Here is an 18,893-nt window from a genome sequence, read left to right on the forward strand (position 1 = left end):
TATCGCAGTAATTGAGACAGCACAGGCATAGTGACTGCCACTAAATCGTCAATATTGCTGATAAGCCAAGTGGATAAATACAGACAACTACAGTCCATTCTTAGTGGCTAAGCACGTATGAGACTTAACTTATATACATGAGTCGATGTAGATAATTTAACTGCTTAACTTAAATAAGTAAGTTAACCAGTTAGCTTACTCCTAGCATACAGAGCCACTTTGAGACAGTACTAGGGATATACATATGGAAGGTTTAGTTAACTTAGTAAACGGAATTATCTGGAGCCCCGCACTGATCTATCTGTGCTTGGGTGCGGGCCTGTTCTATTCCATTATGACGCGCTTCGTGCAAGTACGTCTATTCGGCGAAATGATCAAACTGCTCTTCAGTGGTAAGTCTAGTGAGCAAGGTATTTCATCATTTCAGGCACTTGCCGTCTCACTCGCAGGACGTGTGGGTATGGGTAACATCGCTGGGGTAGCTGCTGCTATCGGCTTCGGTGGTCCAGGTGCTGTGTTTTGGATGTGGGTTGTGGCCTTCTTAGGCGCATCTACTGCCTACGTTGAGTCTACACTGGCACAGATTTATAAAGAGAAAGATGTGGTCACTGGTGAATATCGCGGTGGCCCTGCGTATTATTTTGAGCGTGCACTCGGTCAAAAGTGGTACGGCATCCTCTTCGCAATCTCATCTATCCTAGCTTGTGGTATGTTCTTACCAGGTGTACAGGCAAACGGTGTTATCAATGCGTTTGCACAGGTCATGGGTGAAGGCACTGTCATGAATATTGGCAGCTTAGAAGTCGGCTCTATGCGTTTGGTCGGCTTAGCTATCATCTTAGTCGTACTAGGTATCATCATCTTCGGTGGTATCAAACGTATTGCAACCTTTACTGAATTCGCCGTTCCGTTTATGGCAGTTGGTTATATTGCTTTAGCCTTAATCATCATGTTCAGCAACTTCAGTTTGATCCCAGACGTATTTGGTATGATCGTTGGTGATGCCTTTACCGCTCAAGCAGGTTTTGGTGCGGCAGTTGGTTGGGGTGTAAAACGTGGTATTTACTCAAACGAAGCAGGTCAAGGTACAGGCCCTCACGCTGCTGCTGCTGCTGAAGTTCAGCATCCATCACAGCAAGGCCTAGTACAGGCATTCTCAGTGTATGTTGATACGCTACTGGTTTGTTCTGCTACTGCCTTTATGATTTTGTCTACTGGCATGTACAACATTCAAGGTACATTACCAGATGGTCAGTTCATCGTACAGAACGTCGCTGCTACTACTGAAATCAATGCGCCTGCCTTTACGCAAATGGCAATGGAATCTGTATACGGTACGTTTGGTAATGTCTTTATCGCCATCGCTGTATTCTTCTTTGCCTTTACTACCATTTTGGCTTACTACTACATCGCTGAAGTAAACGTGGCTTACTTGACACGTTTTCTTGGTCGCGGTGCTAATAAGACAGGTTTGTTCTTAGTAAAAGTCTTAATCATGGCGATGGTTGCTTATGGTGGTCTAAACTCAGCCGGTTACATCTGGGCAATTGGTGATATCGGTGTTGGTCTTATGGCTTGGCTCAACATTGTTGGTATCTTGGTCATCTTTATTGTGGCTCGTCCAACTCTTACCATGCTTAAAGACTACGAAGCACAACGTAAAGCGGGTGTTGAGCGCTATAGTTTTGATCCTGCAAAATTTGGTATCAAAAACGCACCGTATTGGGAAGAGCGTCATTTAGCAGAACAAAAAAGAATGAACGCAGATCCATTACGTAAAGAACATAGATAATATTTTCTAGTGTAGTGAATATTTACCATTTTAAGCAAAAGCCCGAGACCATCGTCTCGGGCTTTTGCATTTTTTACCAAATCAAAAAATACAGTTAGCTTTATCAAATTTTTTTAGCCCATAATCGATTCCAAATAAAACAGATGCATTATATTCCAACACTGAACTGGCATAAATTTTTCTTGCTTGCTGTGCCTTCGCAGACAGAGGCGGTAAAAAATTCATGCCAGTCTTGCTTTGTCGTTTTTATACTGAACTCGCTATACTATGTATGATACTTACACTCGTTTTCCTTGCTACCCTAATTTGTAAGATTGGGATCACCATTCTACAGACACAAAAAAGCCCAGCACAATGGCTAGGCTTCTTCACTATTATAGTGTTATCAATAAATTGTTTATAGAAACAACTTACTCAGGCATTAATACTGCATCGATAGTGTGTACCACACCATTTGTTGCCATGATATCAGTACCAGTAATATTAGCAGTGTTACCAGCTGCATCAGTAATCACGTTAGCATCGCTGATGTTGATAGTGGCGCCATTAACAGTAGCAACGTCAGTACCATAAGGAATATCAGCTGCCATAACTATCATAGGTAGTACATGATATGGAAGTACTTTATTTAACAGTTCTGTGTTAGCCAATAGCTCTTCTTTGGTAACGCCTAACTTTTCTAATACAGGAGCAAACGCATCGTCAGTAGGTGCGAATACCGTATAAGTACCGTCTTCCATCATCATCGTATCAAGACCAGCCGATTGTAGTGCAGCGGTTAAGATGGTTAGGTTTTCGTTGCCAGCTGCGATTTCAGCAATGGTTTGCGTAGCAGCAGCATCAGCCATTGGATCTGCTTCAACCATTGGTTCAGCCTCAACAACTGGATCTACTACTACTTCTTCAGTAGTGACTTCTGGCTCAACTGGATCAGCAACGGTTTCGGTATCATTACAAGCTGCCAACGACATGGCTGCAGTAATAACGGCGATAGATAATAGGTTCTTCTTTAGCATAGGTCGTTCCTTATGGATAAATGGATAAATTATGTGCTTAACAGATAAGGTGTCTTAAGTAATAAATACAACAATGCAAAAATCACCTGACTGTAAAACCTCCTTGCTGCAAGCAATGCCACTATTAAATGGCATCGAGTACATCAAATCTGTTATGCCAATAACTGTAATTTTAACTGATTAATTTTAAATTGATGCTTATTTAAGTAGCGACACTGTATCGATCACGTGTACTACCTCATTGTCCTTGTGAATATTCGCTTCACCACGACAATCCAAGCCTTATTTAGGCAGTAATACTCTATCAATGACGTGTACCACACCATTAGTAGCGGCAATGTCTGTTTTTACGATATTAGTGGTACGACCCATTTCGTCCATCAATTTACCTTGGCTTGTCACCATTAGGGTATCTTTACTTAGCATCATAACGTTACCAGGCTTCACATCTTTTGCGTATACTGGCGCCGCACCATTGATAACGTGGTAGCCTAAAATTTTGGTTAATAGTGGCTTGTTAGCAAATAATTGTGCTTTGCTCATGCCAGTTTCTTGCAATGCTTGTGCAAACGCGGCATTGGTTGGGGCAAATATCGTATAGTTGGCATTTGGATTAGACAACGCACCTGCCAAATCTGCTGCAACAACGGCTTCAACCAGTAATGAGAAATCAGGGTTGCTTTGGGCAACTTGTACCACATTCATTTTTGCCATAGATTGGCTATGCACAGGCGTAGCCGCAGTAGCGCTTTTGCTTGGCATCATATTGTTACAAGCACTTAAACCAGCGATTGAAATGGCTAATGTACCGATAGTGGCGATTTTGGTAAGTTTCATAACATTTTCCTTAATGATTGAGTCTTTATTGACTATGATTTTGCAGGTTAAATTGTCTTTCTCTCAAAGCAATGACTTAATTTAATACTACTGCCACGAGCAAATAGTAAGAGAATAAAAATCATTAACATTTACTAGTAAGCATTACTTACAAAACATTAATCCTTCTGAAATTAAACTAACATATACAAGACCTTTATCAATTCCCCTTTTCGCTATTTTTTGTAGTAACGATGTAAATTGTGTCCGTCTAATACGCGTCGCTGCTGCCTTTACCGGAGAAAAGCACCCCTTTGTGTAACATTTGAAAGGCCATTATATTTATTCATGACGATTTATCCGTGATATGCAATAGCATTTGGTGTCATGCTCAGTCATTTAACGGGTAAGCAATATGGTTATCATGTTGCCAAAGCAGAATAAGTACTATCCCGTGTACTACATATTTTTCATGCTAAAATAATGCGGATTTGCTCGTTCCTTTTAGAGATTTTGTACGCTATTCATTACTCCTTCCCTTCATAATATTGACGATATAAGCAGCGCTCCTATGACTCCAACGATGACGCCAAAAACTTCTTCCCAAACGGTTACTACTTCTCACGACTCCCACTCTACAGATGGCTTTATCTTGACGCCACCTGCGGTGTTTCCTTATAAGGAGCAGCAGTTGGCTGCGCGTGCCCGTATTACCGAGCAAATGGCGTCCAGAATTTTGATGTTGGATGGGGCAATGGGTACACAGATTCAAACCTATAAGCTGGAAGAAGCCGATTATCGTGGTGAGCGTTTTGCGGATATTAGCCAAGACGTCAGGGGCAATAACGATCTGCTGGTGCTCTCGCAGCCGCATATGATTAGAGAGATTCATGATGATCATCTGGCTGCTGGGGCAGATATCATCGAGACCAATAGCTTTAACGGTACGCGTCTGTCGATGGCCGACTACGATATGGAATATCTGGTGCCTGAGCTGAATAAAGCGGCGGCCAAGCTTGCACGGGAAGCGGCTGATGCATTTACCGCTAAGACCCCTGACAAGCCACGTTTTGTCGCAGGCGTCATTGGCCCGACTTCACGCACATGCTCGCTATCCCCTGATGTCAATGATCCTGCCTTTCGTAACATTACCTTTGATGAATTGGTATTAAATTACCGTGAAGCGACCTTATGCCTGATAGAAGGCGGCGTCGATATCATTTTGATCGAGACGATCTTTGACACGCTAAACGCCAAAGCAGCGATATTTGCGGTAACTGGCGTGTTTGAAGACATTGGCTTTGAGCTACCGATCATGATTTCGGGGACGATTACCGATGCGTCAGGTCGAACGCTATCGGGTCAGACAGCTGAGGCGTTTTATAACTCTATTCGACATGCCAAGCCATTGTCCGTTGGCTTTAACTGTGCGCTTGGTGCCGATGCACTGCGGCCACATATTCAGACGCTATCCAATATCGCGGACACCTATGTCTCTGCCCATCCAAATGCTGGTCTGCCCAATGAGTTTGGTGAGTATGACGAAACCGCTGAAGAAACCGCTGCCCTACTCGAAGGCTTTGCCAAGGCTGGTATCTTAAACATCGTCGGCGGCTGCTGCGGTACGACGCCTGAGCACATTCGCCAAATCGCTAAAATGGTGGCGAACTATGCACCGCGCGTCATTCCTGAGATAGCACCTGCCTGCCGCTTATCAGGTCTAGAGCCATTTACTATCAATGCTGACAGCTTGTTTGTCAACGTGGGTGAACGTACCAACGTCACTGGCTCCAAAAAATTCCTACGCTTGATTAAAACCGAAGCCTATCTTGAGGCACTTGATGTCGCTCGCGATCAGGTCGAAGGCGGTGCGCAGATCGTCGATATCAATATGGACGAGGGCATGCTCGACTCCAAGCAGGCGATGATTCATTTTATCAATTTGGTGTCTGGTGAACCTGATATCAGCCGTGTGCCCTTGATGATTGACTCATCCAAATGGGACATCATCGAAGAAGGTCTCAAACGCACACAAGGCAAATCTGTCGTCAACTCGATCTCGTTAAAAGAAGGTCATGCTGAGTTCGTTGAGCGTGCCAAATTATGTATGCGCTACGGTGCCGCCGTTATCGTTATGGCATTTGATGAAGACGGTCAGGCCGATACCTACGAGCGTAAAATCCAGATTTGTCAACGCAGCTACGATGTATTGGTCAATGAAGTAGGCTTTCCTTCTGAAGACATTATCTTTGACCCGAATATCTTCGCTGTTGCTACTGGTATCACTGAACATAACAATTATGGCGCGGATTTTATCAATGCCACACGCTGGATCACTGAAAACCTGCCTAATGCTATGGTCTCAGGCGGTGTCTCAAACGTCTCATTTAGTTTCCGTGGTAACCCCATTCGTGAAGCCATCAACTCTGTGTTCCTATACCATGCAATCAAAAACGGCCTGACCATGGGTATCGTCAATCCTGCCATGCTTGAGTTGTACGATGATATTCCTACCGAGGCTCGTGACGCCATCGAAGATGTCATGCTCAACCGCAACCAAGGTGAGACGGGACAAGATGCAACCGAACGTCTCATGACGGTCGCTGAAAACTACCAAGATGGTGGTAAGAAAAAAGACAGTACGGTTGATATGAGCTGGCGTGAAGGGACAGTAGAAGAGCGTATCGCTCATGCACTGGTCAAAGGCATCACCACCTTTATCGAAGCGGATACCAAAGAAGCGTGGGAGAAATATCCCAAACCATTAGAAGTCATCGAAGGGCCACTCATGGACGGTATGAACATCGTCGGTGATTTATTCGGTGCGGGCAAAATGTTCTTACCCCAAGTCGTAAAATCGGCGCGCGTGATGAAGCAATCCGTTGCGTGGCTAAACCCGTATATCGAAGCCGAAAAGGTTGAAGGCGAAGTCAAAGGTAAAATCCTGATGGCGACGGTCAAAGGCGATGTGCATGATATCGGCAAAAATATCGTTGGTGTGGTGCTCGGCTGTAACGGCTACGACATCGTCGATCTGGGGGTGATGGTGCCCTGTGAGACTATCCTTGATACCGCTATCAGAGAAAAAGTCGATATCATCGGCCTGTCAGGTCTGATTACCCCAAGTCTCGACGAGATGGTCTATGTCGCCAAGCAAATGCAAGAGCGCGGTATGACGCTACCACTAATGATCGGCGGGGCGACGACGTCGAAAGCGCATACTGCCGTCAAGGTTGAGCCGCAATATCAAAACGATGGTGTCATCTACGTCACTGATGCTTCGCGCTCCGTGGGCGTGGTCACCAAGCTGCTGTCAAAAGAGCACCGTCAAGCGCTTATCGATGAGACGCGCGCAGAGTATGTCAAAGTACGTGAACGCCTCGCCAAGCGTCAACCAAAAGCGGCCAAGGTTACCTATGCCGAGTCGGTCAAGATTGGCTTTCAGTATGATTGGGAAAATTACGTCCCACCTGTCCCTAATAAGCTAGGACAAGTGATATTTGACGACTACCCGATCACCAACCTGCTGCCTTATATTGATTGGACGCCTTTCTTTATCTCTTGGGGTCTGACGGGTAAATACCCGAAAATATTGCAAGATGATGTCGTCGGTGAAGCAGCACGAGATCTGTTTGATAATGCCAATGAGCTGATGCAAAAAATGATCGATGAGAAGTCACTCGTGGCCAAAGGCGTGTTTAAGCTTATGCCCGCTCGTCGTACTGGTACAGATACCGTGACTGTCTATGACAATGCGCCTGCTGATGGCGGCAAACCGACCTATCAGTTTGAGCACTTACGTCAACAAAGCGACAAAGCCAGTGGCAAGCCAAACTTTAGCTTGGCGGACTTTATCTCGCCATCAGACACGCATACCGACCACTTGGGCGGCTTCACCGTCTCCATCGTCGGTACAGAAGCATTGGCTGAAAAGTATAAAGCGGCGGGCGATGACTATAACGCTATTATGGTGCAAGCGCTATCTGATCGCTTGGCAGAAGCCTTTGCCGAGCATCTGCATGAGCTGATTCGTAAAAACTATTGGGGCTATCAACCGACCGAATCACTCACCAATGATGAGATGATCAAAGAAAAATACGTCGGTATCCGTCCTGCCCCTGGCTACCCTGCTTGCCCTGAACACACCGAAAAAGGCAAACTGTTTGACTGGCTCGGTACCGTTGACGCTATCGGCACGACCTTGACCGAAAGCTATGCGATGTGGCCTGCGTCCTCCGTCAGCGGATTTTATTACTCGCATCCTGAAAGTGAGTACTTCAATGTCGGTAAGATCAGCCGCGATCAGTTAGAGAGTTATGCTGAGCGTAAAGGCTGGGATATGAAAACTGCTGAGAAGTGGTTAAATCCGAATTTGTAATGAATTAACAACTATACATTGTAATGGACACAATAAATGATAGACAAAAACAATCTCAAAGATGTACTTAGATTTTTAGATTTTGAAGAAAATGGTGATATTTTTATTCAACGATATGATAATGATGCTTATCTAAAAGTTGATTTCCATAAAAAAGAGCTAATTTATCCAGAAGATAGAGGTTTGAATATTAATGAGCGTCAAACTTGCAACTTTACACAGAATGAAAATTTTGTCGTCTTTGAATGTGTTCATCGCTTACTGGCTCAAGGGTACAAGCCTGAACATATCGAGCTTGAACCAAAATGGCAAGTTGGTCATGGTGCTAGCGGTGGACGTGCCGACGTTCTGATCAAAGACAATCAAGGCGATACCTTACTGATTATCGAGTGTAAAACAGCCGGCAATGAGCTAACTAAAGCATGGAGTCGAACACTACAAGATGGTGGGCAACTATTTAGTTATGTTAAGCAGACCAGTACCACTCAATTCATCTGTCTTTACGCATCTAATTGGATTGATGACCAAGTCAAACCTGATTATTATCTTATTTCGCTAAACGATAATGAGAGGTTAATTAATGAGCTGAATGAAATTAGTGATATTCCTGTATTGACCTATGCAGACAGCAAGTTGCGTGCGGTAGAAGATATCTTTAACACATGGAAAGACACTTATCAGCGCGACTACACGACGCGAGGATTGTTTGAGTCTGATATCCAAGCCTATCATATCGGTAAAAAAACTACTCACTGGATGATTTGATAACCATCAGTAGCAGCGATATTCAAGGTAAATATAATGAGTTTGCAACTATCATGCGTCAGCATAATGTTTCAGGTCGCGAAAACGCATTCGATAAGCTTGTTAATTTGTTTTTATGTAAAATCGTTGATGAGACAAACAACTCTCAAGACCTAAAATTCCACTGGAAAGGTATCAGCTACGACAGTCCTTTTGATCTGCAAGATCGTTTGCAAGCGCTCTATCAGCAAGGTATGAAAAAATTCTTGGATGAGGAAGTTACTTATGTTCGAGATGATGAAGTTGAAACAGCCTTTCGATTCTATAAAAACGACCCAGTAGAGACCCAAAAAGCCATCAAAGCAATGTTTCGTCGTCTTAAATTTTTTACGAACAACGACTTTGCTTTTATCGATGTACACAACGAAAGACTGTTTCAGCAAAACTCAGTGGTACTTCTTAAGATAGTCAAAATGCTCCAAGACATCCGCCTAAAAACCAATGAAGAAAATCAGTTCTTAGGTGATATGTTTGAAGGCTTTTTAGACCAAGGCGTTAAACAGTCAGAAGGGCAGTTTTTTACGCCAATGCCAATTGTAAAGTTCATCATGAACGCATTACCTTTGGATAAAATTATTGCTACCTCAGAGGAAATCCCCAAAGTTATTGACTATGCTTGCGGTGCAGGACATTTTTTAAACGAGTATGCCTCCTCGATAAGACCTATTATCGAAAATGACCCTGCTAAAAATTTAGCAGAATATTATGACAGTATTACTGGTATTGAAAAAGAATATCGACTGTCAAAAGTCGCTAAAGTTTCCGCTTTTATGTATGGACAAGATGATATCAATATCATTTATGCTGATGCTTTGGGCGGTAACGAAGACATCAAAAATAATACTTACTCAATATTGGTAGCCAATCCCCCTTATAGCGTTAAAGGATTTTTGGATACGCTAAAGCCCAGTGAGCGCAGACAGTTTGAACTACTCAACTATATTGATGAAAAAAGCTATACCGTCAATAATAGCATCGAGACTTTCTTTATCGAGCGTGCCAAACAGCTACTAAAAACGGATGGCGTGGCGGCTATTATTGTGCCCTCCTCCATTCTGACTAAAGGTAAAGCCAGTAGTACCTCATCCTCCAAAAATATCTATGTCGCTACTCGTGAAATCTTATTAAAATACTTTGATATCGTGGCGATAGCAGAGTTTGGCAGTGGTACTTTTGGCAAAACAGGCACTAATACCGTGACATTGTTTTTGAGACGAAAAACGACGGATGCACCCAGCGAAGCCGACCACTATGCAGAACGAGTAGAGCATTGGTTTAACCCTATTCAAAATAGTAACGCGTCAACAAGCACGTCTGTAGATACCAGTACTGTATTTGATGACAATCATTTTATCGATGACTATTGTGCTCATCTTGAGTTAGATGCTGACAATTATAAAACCCTACTCGTGGGTGCTCCTAATGAAGCGCTACTTAATAGCGAGTATTTTGCCAGTTATGTCAAAGAGTTCGATAAATGGTCAGAGATTAAAAACCTCAAAAAGCGTCAGTCTTTTAAGGCGTTATCTACCGATGAGCAAAAAGCAGTGCTGGATATGCGTTTGGTTGAGTATTTGAAAACCGCTGAAAAGGACAAGATGTATTATTTCGTTTTAGCCAGCCTAAATCCTCAGCCTGTTTTGATTATCAAAAGTCCTAGTAAAACCAAAGAGATGAAGGCATTTTTGGGTTATGAGTGGAGTAGCGCCAAAGGCAATGAAGGTATCAAATACTTGGGCGGGACAAAATTACCTGAAGAACAACCAGTTGATGAAGATAGTGGCGAGGTAGCACTAGAAGAGGAAGACAAGCGAGTACTTAGCAATTTATATAATTTGGAGAATATCAATACACCGCTTTATAACCCGAAGGATAAACAGGATGCCAATAAGATCAATCACTTAATCAGCCAGAACTTTCAGAAAGAAGCAATTAGTATTTCTGAGGAGTTAAAGCCTTTTGTCACCAAAGCGCGGTTGATGGATATGCTTGATTTTACCGTGGTTGATTTTAATAAGGCAATTAGTTTGACTCTTAAAGAAGATATTAAAATTGATACTAAATGGGATTTAGTTCGTATATCAGATATCGCTGAAACTAGTTCAGGCGGTACACCGAAATCAGATAATCATCAATTTTATGATGGTGGCACTATTCCTTGGCTCAATAGTGGAGAAGTAAAGAATGGTTTGATAACTGGAACTAAAAACTACATTACGGAGGAAGGATTAAAGAACTCATCGGCTAAAATATTTCCAATTGATACTGTGCTTGTGGCTATGTATGGTGCTACTGCTGGTCAAGTAGGTATCTTAAAGTTTACATCAAGTACAAATCAAGCTGTATGTGGAATGATAACGAACGAAAAATGCCTACCTATGTATTTATTTTATTTTTTATCAACTCAGCTTGAAAACTTGTTAAAACTAAGAATAGGTGTTGCACGGTTAAATTTATCTCAAGGTATTATTCAAAATAGTAATCTCCCATTACCTCCTATAGACGTTCAAAAGCAGATAATTGATGAATGTCAGATAGTAGATCATGAAGTCGAGAAAGCAAAAGACAGTATTAAAGATATATCGCAGCTTATTGAAAAAGGTATTAATGAGTATTATAGAAAAAGTTATCCAATTAAAAAACTGAATGACTTTGCTCTGTTTAATCCTTCTAAAAGTGAGGTAAGTTCAAGGCAGGATAATTTAGAAGTATCTTTTATTGAAATGTCATCTGTTAATGAGAAAGGCTATATCGACTACAAAGAAGACAGACTACTTAAAGATGTTAAGCAAGGCAGTTATAAATATTTTGCAGAAAATGATATCATTATTGCCAAAATTACACCTTGTATGGAAAACGGTAAATGTGCGATAGTTACGGGACTTACCAATAATATAGGTTTCGGTAGTTCAGAGTTCCATGTCATTAGAGTAGATAGCGAGATTAGTTCAAGTAATTATGTATTCGCTTTTTTAAATCGTGAAACCATTAGACAAGAAGCTGAAAAGCATGTGACAGGCTCAAGCGGTCATCGTCGTGTACCAGCTAGCTTTTATCAAAATCTCGAAATTCCATTACCAAGTCTTGATGAACAAATTGAATTAGTCAATACGGTAAGTGAACTTCAAGATCGTATTTCACAAGCTCAAGCTCTTATCGATGCAAGCGTAGGCAGAAAGTACGTTATTATTCAAAGCTATCTGTAGACATCTGATAAAAAGGCGACTTACTTTTTGTCGCCTTTCTTCCCCCGCCGACACTTCTCAGAACAATAAATCACCTGATCCCAGTCTTTCTCCCACTTCTTACGCCACGTAAACGGGCGCTGGCAGACGGGGCAGATTTTTTGCGGTAAGTTTGCTTTTTTATGTGCCATTGTCTGCTCCCTTTTCCCATATATCTCTAACTGATTATTAACGCCTATTTATCTTCTTTTTGATGATCCAACCCTTCATACTTCTTAATTCGACGGCATTGGTCTGAGCAATAGACCATACTCTCCCAGTTTTTATCGAGCTTTTTAGTCCAGCTAAACTCACGCTCGCAGACAGGACAGAGTTTTTTTCGAACGTTCTTCTTTTTGTGCGCCATACATTTCTCATTGGTTTGTTTACGACATTAGTCACTTGCCAGTATAGTCTAATCATCTACATACTACTCATAGTCATCGAAGATTTTGTTTAGCCTGTTGAGGCTACTGACGATTAGCTTGCCAGATTGATCGGTACTGCTATCAATCGCCAGCTTCTCGTCCATACGTATAGTCAGCGGTTCTAATGCTTGCTTAAGGGCATTTGCCATGAGTGCGGTCTGCTGATGAATATCAGGCGTATCGCTATCTGCTATTTGATCGTCATTACTCTTAATCAGGTTCTCCGTTAAGCTATGAGACAAGCTATCCGCCATGTTTTGTGCCAGCTGTTCAACGGCATCGACCAGCTGTGTCATCAGTGCTTTTTGCACGTCTTGGTTTTGCTTGAGATACTCGCCTTCGGCTTTATGATCGTGCTTATATATTTGCAGCAATTGGCTCACGCTTTTCTCAAAGCCATTATCGATGCTATCGCTGACGACTTTGGCATTATTGATCACGCTATCGGCTAGGATTTTTTGTGAGGCTAACTGCGCCTCAATCTGAGTCTCTAACTGGGCTTGGCGCTCTACTTCTCGTAAGCGAGCGATTTGCTCTGGGTCATTTTTGGTTAAGTACGTCTCAAACTGGCTGCTGATGGCATTGAAGCCACTCGCCAAATCCACCAACTGCGCGACGATTCGCGCGCCCGTATCACCGTCTTCGCCGCCCATGGCTTTGTTACGTAAGAAGTCGGCTTTGATTTGCGACCATCGTGCTTTTTCTGCTTCGGTCAAGACACCGCGCATCTCGCCAAGCTTGAGCAAGTTACTCTCTGCACCTTGGGTCAATAGTTGCGACTCGCCCAAATAGTGATCGTCTATCAACTGGTTAAGCTCTGCTTCATTCATGACCGCCGACAGCTTTTCAGTCATCTTATTCATATTACGATAACTGCCTTGCAGCTTGAATATCGGCTCAATACGATATTTATCATCTTGCGAGGCAGAAGCAATGTAGGCTTGATTGACATCGAGAATGACTGCTTGCACCCGAAACATATGACGCAAGATGGCGACAACCTCATTAATCTCTGAGGTGCTATATGGATAAGTCAGATCGCTGCTTTGTGCTTGCGCGAGGTTGGCATTGTCCGTTTTTGCCATTTTAATCAAACGATGTACATCGCTTAAATCACGGTTGGCCAGTGGTGCTAGAACCGTATTAGAAGTCAGCGAGTTTTCGATATAACTGAGTGCAAAAATCTCTTCCATGCCGCTCATGATATCGCCTAAGTTGTAGATATCGGCACGGTTGGCGAGCATATCAGGCACTTTAAACGCTTCACCGCTTTCGGTGTACGGATTACCAGCCATGACCACGCAGAACTTTTTGCCACGCATGTCATAGGTTTTGGTCTTACCTTGCCAGACGCCATCTATACGGCGTGTGCCATCGCCCAATGAAATAAACTTCTGCAAAAACTCCGCATGTGTATGCTGGATGTCATCGAGATAAAGCATGACGTTATTGCCCATCTCAAAGGCTAAGTTGATTTTATTCAGCTCTTCTCTTGCGGTGGCATTGGGTGCTTTTTCTGGATCTAATGAGGTGACATCATGACCGAGTGACGGACAGTTAATCTTCATAAAGATAAGGCCGAGACGATTGGCTACATATTCCATCAAGGTCGTTTTACCATAACCTGGTGGCGATATCATCATGAGGATACCCATCAAGTCGGTACGCTTATCTTCGCCGACCGTGCCCATCTGCTTGGCGAGGTTGTCACCGATCAGTGGCAGATAGCTCTCGTTAATCAGACGGTTACGCACAAATGAGGACAATGGACGCGGCATAAACTCATCCAGTCGCAACGTTTCTTTTGAGTCATGCAATATCTCTGAACGCATCGCCAGATAACGTCTGTAAGCAGGGATGACTTGAGTATCATGATGATGCAGACGATTTAAGAAATCATCGACAGCAAAGGTTAAAGTCTGCTGATGAATACGCGCATGCTCACCCAATAGATTGTTAACTTGACTCTCAAGCGATACCTTACCCGTGCTACGCTCAAAACTCTGCACTGGATTGAGTGGGTTATTGATACTGGTCAATGACATGGGTGATGAGGTGATTGAGGAAAATGATAAGGCAGATGGCGTAGCATTTGTACCTTGATTACCTAGACCGTTATTGTTTTGACCTTTATTAAGCGCCCCTTTATCAAAGCTCGCGCCTGAGTCAATAAGGCGCTGTACCAAGGCTTCACGCTGGGTATCATTTAATTGGGTAAGTAAAACAGCAATGGCTTCAGGCACATAATGGCGACCACTCTCTAGCTGTTGTTTGCGTAGCGCCTCTTTTTCCTTACTCTCAGCAATCTGCTCTTCACTGAGTGCGCCTTCTTTACCATCCGTTTGATCACTAGGCGTCTCAGTATTACCGTAAGTCTTATCAAGTAACGCATGAAACCATGTGGCTAATAGCTCATAAGCAGATTTGGGTTGAAAGCCAAGCTTACCGATTGCAGATTGTAGTTGCTCAAAGCTGGCAGTATGTTGCGCGCTGCCTGAAGCACTGTTCAACGTTTGGCTTAGTTGCTCACACAACTGCTGCGCTTGTTGACTGGTTTGCCAGCTTATTGCGTTATATGCGCCTGCATTCGATTCAGCCGACTGCCCCATGACGCTAACTAAGTATTCACTAGCCAGCTGAACATAACTTGGTTTAAAGATATTGCTCTTATGAATGTCGCTGGTATTTGAATTGAGTTCTGAATCCAATGCGGCATCTGACGGCTTTTTAGCATCGTCATTATGAGCTATGACGAAGTGACGCATCACTTGGCTCATGTCTTCAACTAGCAAAGATTTCGCCGTGTCACTGCCGAGTGCGAGGCGCAGTTGCTCAGCGGTAGCCGCTCTATCCGTCCAGTTGCTCGCACGCGTCAGCACTGATTCATTCAGCCAATTGTCATAACCGAACTGGCGCAAGCTGTCTAAACCAAGTGCTTGTACGATATTTAACTGCCAATAAAATAATTGCGCCAGTGCTCGTACTTGCGGCGTATAAATGAGTAGCCCTGCCGCGCGTAATGTCGGCAATATTTGCATCAATAATAGCGTGGCATCATGGTCATGAATGCCCTTGTCATAACCCAGCTGATAGCGCGGGGTGGCGTAGGCTTTGACCAATTTGGACAATGGACTGTCATTATCAATATCACCATTAACATCTAGGGTAATAACGGTCTCGTCATACGCACGATATAGACGCGTTTCAGTCAAGCCATCTTGGCTATTCTTAGCACTTTCGATAATGCTATAAGCCAAGTACTCCGCACGGTACACCTTGTCAGACTCGGAGGCGATATTCATATCCCAATACGGGCGCAAAGCGTTTAGCTCAGTATTATTGAGCACTTCATAATAATCTGTCCCCGTTAGATGCAAATTCAGCACACGCTTGCCATCTGACTGTTGACGGCTGAGCAAGGTTAAATCTAAGGGCTGCGTATTGACCGAAAAACGGTGCTTGCCCAGTTTGATGATCTGACCGCCATCTTCAAACAAGTCCGATTTGTCTTTTAGACTCTTATAGCTCTCGATTTGAATGGCTTTCAGGCGCGCGTCGATATCATCGGCTTTGACGCTAAAGCCCATCGCTTGCAGCTCTTTTGCGATGTGACGTACTTTTTGTACCAGACCATCTGAGGCAAAGTAAGTGTTTAACGCCTCTTCCTCTGTAAAGCCAGTGACGCCTGTGCTTTGCGTGCGTTTTTTGATACTCTCAAGCATCCGCAGCGCACCATCGCCTAAGTTTTGCGCTTTGCGATTACGGGCATCGAGCAGTTGCTGCTTATGATTTTCAAAGGTTTCGTAAATCTCTTCACGTTTGCTAATGATATCTGCTAAAAACTGATCGCCACTATTGGTCTCTGGATCAGCGAACTGGCTTTCCAATTCTTCTAACTGCACCAGCAGTTTTGCCATTTGCTCATCTGATTTCTCAGGTGTATTGGCGATCGATAAAGCATTAGCAATCGACTGACCAAACAGCTTAAACTGCGCGCCAAATTGCGCAACGGCCTCAGCCGATCCTAAGTTTTTGCGTTTATGATTGAGCTTGGCTTTGCTCTGATTCAGGCTGGCATAAATGGTCGATATGTCATCGATGATTTGCGTACGCACTGTGGCATCAGCAACATCCAACGTACCTAGCAACTCGGTCAATAAATCTAGCCCTTGCGCTGTCTCGTCAATTTTTTCTAGTACAGGTTTTAGTTCGGCATTGGTTTCTGCCGTGTTTAAGCGCTCACTGACATCTACCAATATCCCTTCATAGCTTGATAATGCTTCTTCACCGCTTAAAAACAGCACGGTTTTTTCGGCAAGCTCGCTTTCTGCTTCTTCTAGCTGCGCCTGCAACGCTTCTAATTTACCACTGTCTAAATAGCGCAAATCCTCCAAGCTGACCAAGCGACCCTTTTGTCGTCTTAATGCCGACAGCTGATCGACATAATCGCTGGCAGACTCAAACGTCGTGACCCGTATCTGCCGCAAAATCTCATTTTGCTGAGCTTCGGCATCCGCGAGCGCGGTTTGCGTTTGCTTTTGGATACTTTGAACTTTGGCAAATTCATCAATGACCAGCTCAGCGGTCGCCGTCACTTCTTTAATACTACTGGCGACGTCAGTCAACTCAGGCTCAGACAGCCAATAATAGCTATCAAAAAGCCGACTGGTATTGTCCGACAGTTCTTCATAGAGTTTTTGCGACACGCTTTGATTGTCAATAAGACGCGTAATGCTATAAAGATCAGAGATGCCACGCACCAGCTCTTTGTTCCCGATTTTGCCATAAAAGCTGGTGCTCTCAGGCAGTTCGCTCACATACTCAGGCGAGGCATAAGGCGTATGCCATATTTGCATCGGATGAATGCGCGACGGCTCACTTTGATCACTAAACAGCACCAAGCGACCATTGTCTGCCAAGGCCATACCATTGCAATAGATAGGATTTGCCAATTGTTTTTTGATCAAGTTATACGGAAATAACCCCGTGACACCTAAATCTCTATCATAAAATAAGAATAAAACATCCTCACCATTTGGCGATATGATCTTACGTTTAAACTTTAAGTCTGTGGCGCCGACACTGTTGGCATCGAAAAGCTTGTATTCGCCCGTTTGCAGATAATAACCACCCGGAAATATAATGCCGTGGTCTTCTGGCAGCTGCACACACGACTGACCAATCGCATCTAAACGCAGCACCGCTTCGGTTAAGGTGTTATAAACGAAATAACGATAGCTGTCCTCGCGATAAGGCAGTATTTTGAGCAGTATGAGGCTACCGACTTTGGCATAAGCAATCTCAGCATCAGTCAGCGACTGAGTACGATCATTCACAGGCTCGCTATAAATACCCTGCCCTGATTGCGTATTGTCCTCAATCTTAATGGTCAAATCACCACCGACCGTTTCCACAAATATCGTATCTAAGATATTCATGTGTGGATACTTACCATTGACCATCTGATCACGTGTGGTATCGATCCAATCAAAGTCATAAGCAGGCGGCAACTCAATGTCACGCTCTCCTCGATTATCGACGTAGGCGACTTGCGCTGACTTTGGTGTGCCTTGGCTAAAATCTAATGCAAAACGAAACACTCGAATATCGGTGATGCGCTCACCAATTTGAAACGCCAACAGCAGTTTGCTGTCTTTAACGGTCAGTTGAATGAGGCGTGTTTGCTTGTAATATCGATATAACTCATTGAAGTCTTGGACAAAGGCATCTTGAGCTAAAAAAGTCCCTTTTAAATCGACCTCTTCAAGCTGATAGTCTTGCTCAGTGCTTTCTTTATGAATGCTATCATCACTACCGAGATCGCTCTGCTGACTTTCATCACGACCATCTTTATCAGCAGTGTCTATCAAGCGATATAATGACAGCACATCTTTAATGTTACTTGCCCGCTTTAGCCCCATAAACACGTTGTAGCCAAATAGCAGATAATCACCGACTTGCACCATATCCTGCGCCACACAGTTATGTTCGGTACGAATACGCGTGCGGGCAATGACTTGCATTTGGGTGCTGCCGAACTCTTGCAAGCGTGCATTATTCAGGGTAGCCGTTTGTTGCTCTAGACGACTGCCTTGCTCGGTCAGACGCTTTTTGATGAGCTCATAAGCATTACCAGAGGCAACTGCCTGATCGGTTTGATTGGCTTGGTTGTGAGTGTCTTTGCTAGCCGCATCGGTTGGTTTTTGCGTGTCCGCCATTGTTGCTCGTCCATTTTTATTATTGGGCAATCAGGAAAATAAAAAGCTATAGCCAATCCTCTATAAATTAGATACGGTGTCAGTCTCGTTCAGTCTACTACTTGTAGTACTTTCACTCAGCTTCCTTGTATCTAAATTATATTGAACCGACTATATTTATATTAAAGAAGTATTATGCGTAAAAAAGCACTTGGCTAATCTAAAAAAACGCGTCATC

At 43.5% G+C, this 18,893-nt stretch carries 9 protein-coding genes; 4 read left to right on the top strand and 5 right to left on the bottom strand.

Annotated elements, in window-relative coordinates:
• Positions 1-244: 244 nt before the first annotated feature.
• A complete protein-coding gene (locus JMY02_RS07170; protein ID WP_201596627.1) occupies positions 245-1,792 on the top strand; it encodes an alanine/glycine:cation symporter family protein in 1,548 nt (515 codons plus the stop codon).
• Positions 1,793-2,202: 410 nt separating this feature from the next.
• Here JMY02_RS07170 and JMY02_RS07175 read toward each other — a convergent pair whose 3' ends face one another.
• Together JMY02_RS07175 and JMY02_RS07180 are read right to left on the bottom strand one after the other, a co-directional pair.
• Complete coding sequence (locus tag JMY02_RS07175) at positions 2,203-2,808, bottom strand: fasciclin domain-containing protein (RefSeq protein WP_201596629.1); 606 nt, start codon at positions 2,806-2,808, stop codon at positions 2,203-2,205.
• A 282-nt stretch (positions 2,809-3,090) separates the two neighbouring features.
• A complete protein-coding gene (locus JMY02_RS07180; RefSeq protein WP_201596631.1) occupies positions 3,091-3,645 on the bottom strand; it encodes a fasciclin domain-containing protein in 555 nt (184 codons plus the stop codon).
• Positions 3,646-4,207: 562 nt separating this feature from the next.
• Between JMY02_RS07180 and metH the strand changes: the two genes are divergently transcribed.
• The 3 genes from metH to JMY02_RS07195 all read left to right on the top strand — a co-directional run bounded on the left by metH (position 4,208) and on the right by JMY02_RS07195 (position 12,012).
• Positions 4,208-8,002, top strand: a complete 3,795-nt coding sequence (gene metH / locus JMY02_RS07185) for a methionine synthase (RefSeq protein ID WP_201596730.1) — start codon at positions 4,208-4,210, stop codon at positions 8,000-8,002.
• Positions 8,003-8,038: 36 nt separating this feature from the next.
• Positions 8,039-8,767 carry a type I restriction enzyme HsdR N-terminal domain-containing protein gene (locus JMY02_RS07190; RefSeq protein ID WP_201596633.1) on the top strand — a complete coding sequence of 243 codons (729 nt, stop codon included), beginning with the start codon at positions 8,039-8,041 and terminating at the stop codon, positions 8,765-8,767.
• Between the two features lie 233 nt (positions 8,768-9,000).
• Complete coding sequence (locus JMY02_RS07195) at positions 9,001-12,012, top strand: restriction endonuclease subunit S (RefSeq protein WP_201596635.1); 3,012 nt, start codon at positions 9,001-9,003, stop codon at positions 12,010-12,012.
• A gap of 20 nt (positions 12,013-12,032) precedes the next feature.
• Here the strand turns inward: JMY02_RS07195 and JMY02_RS07200 are convergent, their stop codons facing one another.
• The 3 genes from JMY02_RS07200 to JMY02_RS07210 all read right to left on the bottom strand — a co-directional run bounded on the left by JMY02_RS07200 (position 12,033) and on the right by JMY02_RS07210 (position 18,676).
• Positions 12,033-12,182, bottom strand: coding sequence for a DUF2256 domain-containing protein (locus JMY02_RS07200; RefSeq protein ID WP_201596637.1), 150 nt, complete (start codon positions 12,180-12,182; stop codon positions 12,033-12,035).
• A 44-nt stretch (positions 12,183-12,226) separates the two neighbouring features.
• Positions 12,227-12,397, bottom strand: a complete 171-nt coding sequence (locus JMY02_RS07205; protein WP_082787268.1) for a DUF2256 domain-containing protein — start codon at positions 12,395-12,397, stop codon at positions 12,227-12,229.
• A 63-nt stretch (positions 12,398-12,460) separates the two neighbouring features.
• On the bottom strand, positions 12,461-18,676 hold the full coding sequence (locus JMY02_RS07210; protein WP_201596639.1) for a DNA repair ATPase: 6,216 nt from the start codon (positions 18,674-18,676) through the stop codon (positions 12,461-12,463).
• Between the last annotated feature and the right edge of the window lie 217 nt (positions 18,677-18,893).

Source organism: Psychrobacter vallis, from assembly GCF_904846715.1.
Lineage (GTDB): Bacteria > Pseudomonadota > Gammaproteobacteria > Pseudomonadales > Moraxellaceae > Psychrobacter > Psychrobacter vallis.

Bases quoted from the DNA above. Each gene is read 5' to 3' on its own strand.
- metH (WP_201596730.1), top strand. From the start codon at position 4,208: ATGACGCCAAAAACTTCTTCCCAAACGGTTACTACTTCTCACGACTCC.
- JMY02_RS07210 (WP_201596639.1), bottom strand. From the start codon at position 18,676: ATGGCGGACACGCAAAAACCAACCGATGCGGCTAGCAAAGACACTCAC.
- JMY02_RS07195 (WP_201596635.1), top strand. From the start codon at position 9,001: ATGAAAAAATTCTTGGATGAGGAAGTTACTTATGTTCGAGATGATGAA.
- JMY02_RS07190 (WP_201596633.1), top strand. From the start codon at position 8,039: ATGATAGACAAAAACAATCTCAAAGATGTACTTAGATTTTTAGATTTT.
- JMY02_RS07200 (WP_201596637.1), bottom strand. From the start codon at position 12,182: ATGGCACATAAAAAAGCAAACTTACCGCAAAAAATCTGCCCCGTCTGC.
- JMY02_RS07205 (WP_082787268.1), bottom strand. From the start codon at position 12,397: ATGGCGCACAAAAAGAAGAACGTTCGAAAAAAACTCTGTCCTGTCTGC.
- JMY02_RS07175 (WP_201596629.1), bottom strand. From the start codon at position 2,808: ATGCTAAAGAAGAACCTATTATCTATCGCCGTTATTACTGCAGCCATG.
- JMY02_RS07180 (WP_201596631.1), bottom strand. From the start codon at position 3,645: ATGAAACTTACCAAAATCGCCACTATCGGTACATTAGCCATTTCAATC.
- JMY02_RS07170 (WP_201596627.1), top strand. From the start codon at position 245: ATGGAAGGTTTAGTTAACTTAGTAAACGGAATTATCTGGAGCCCCGCA.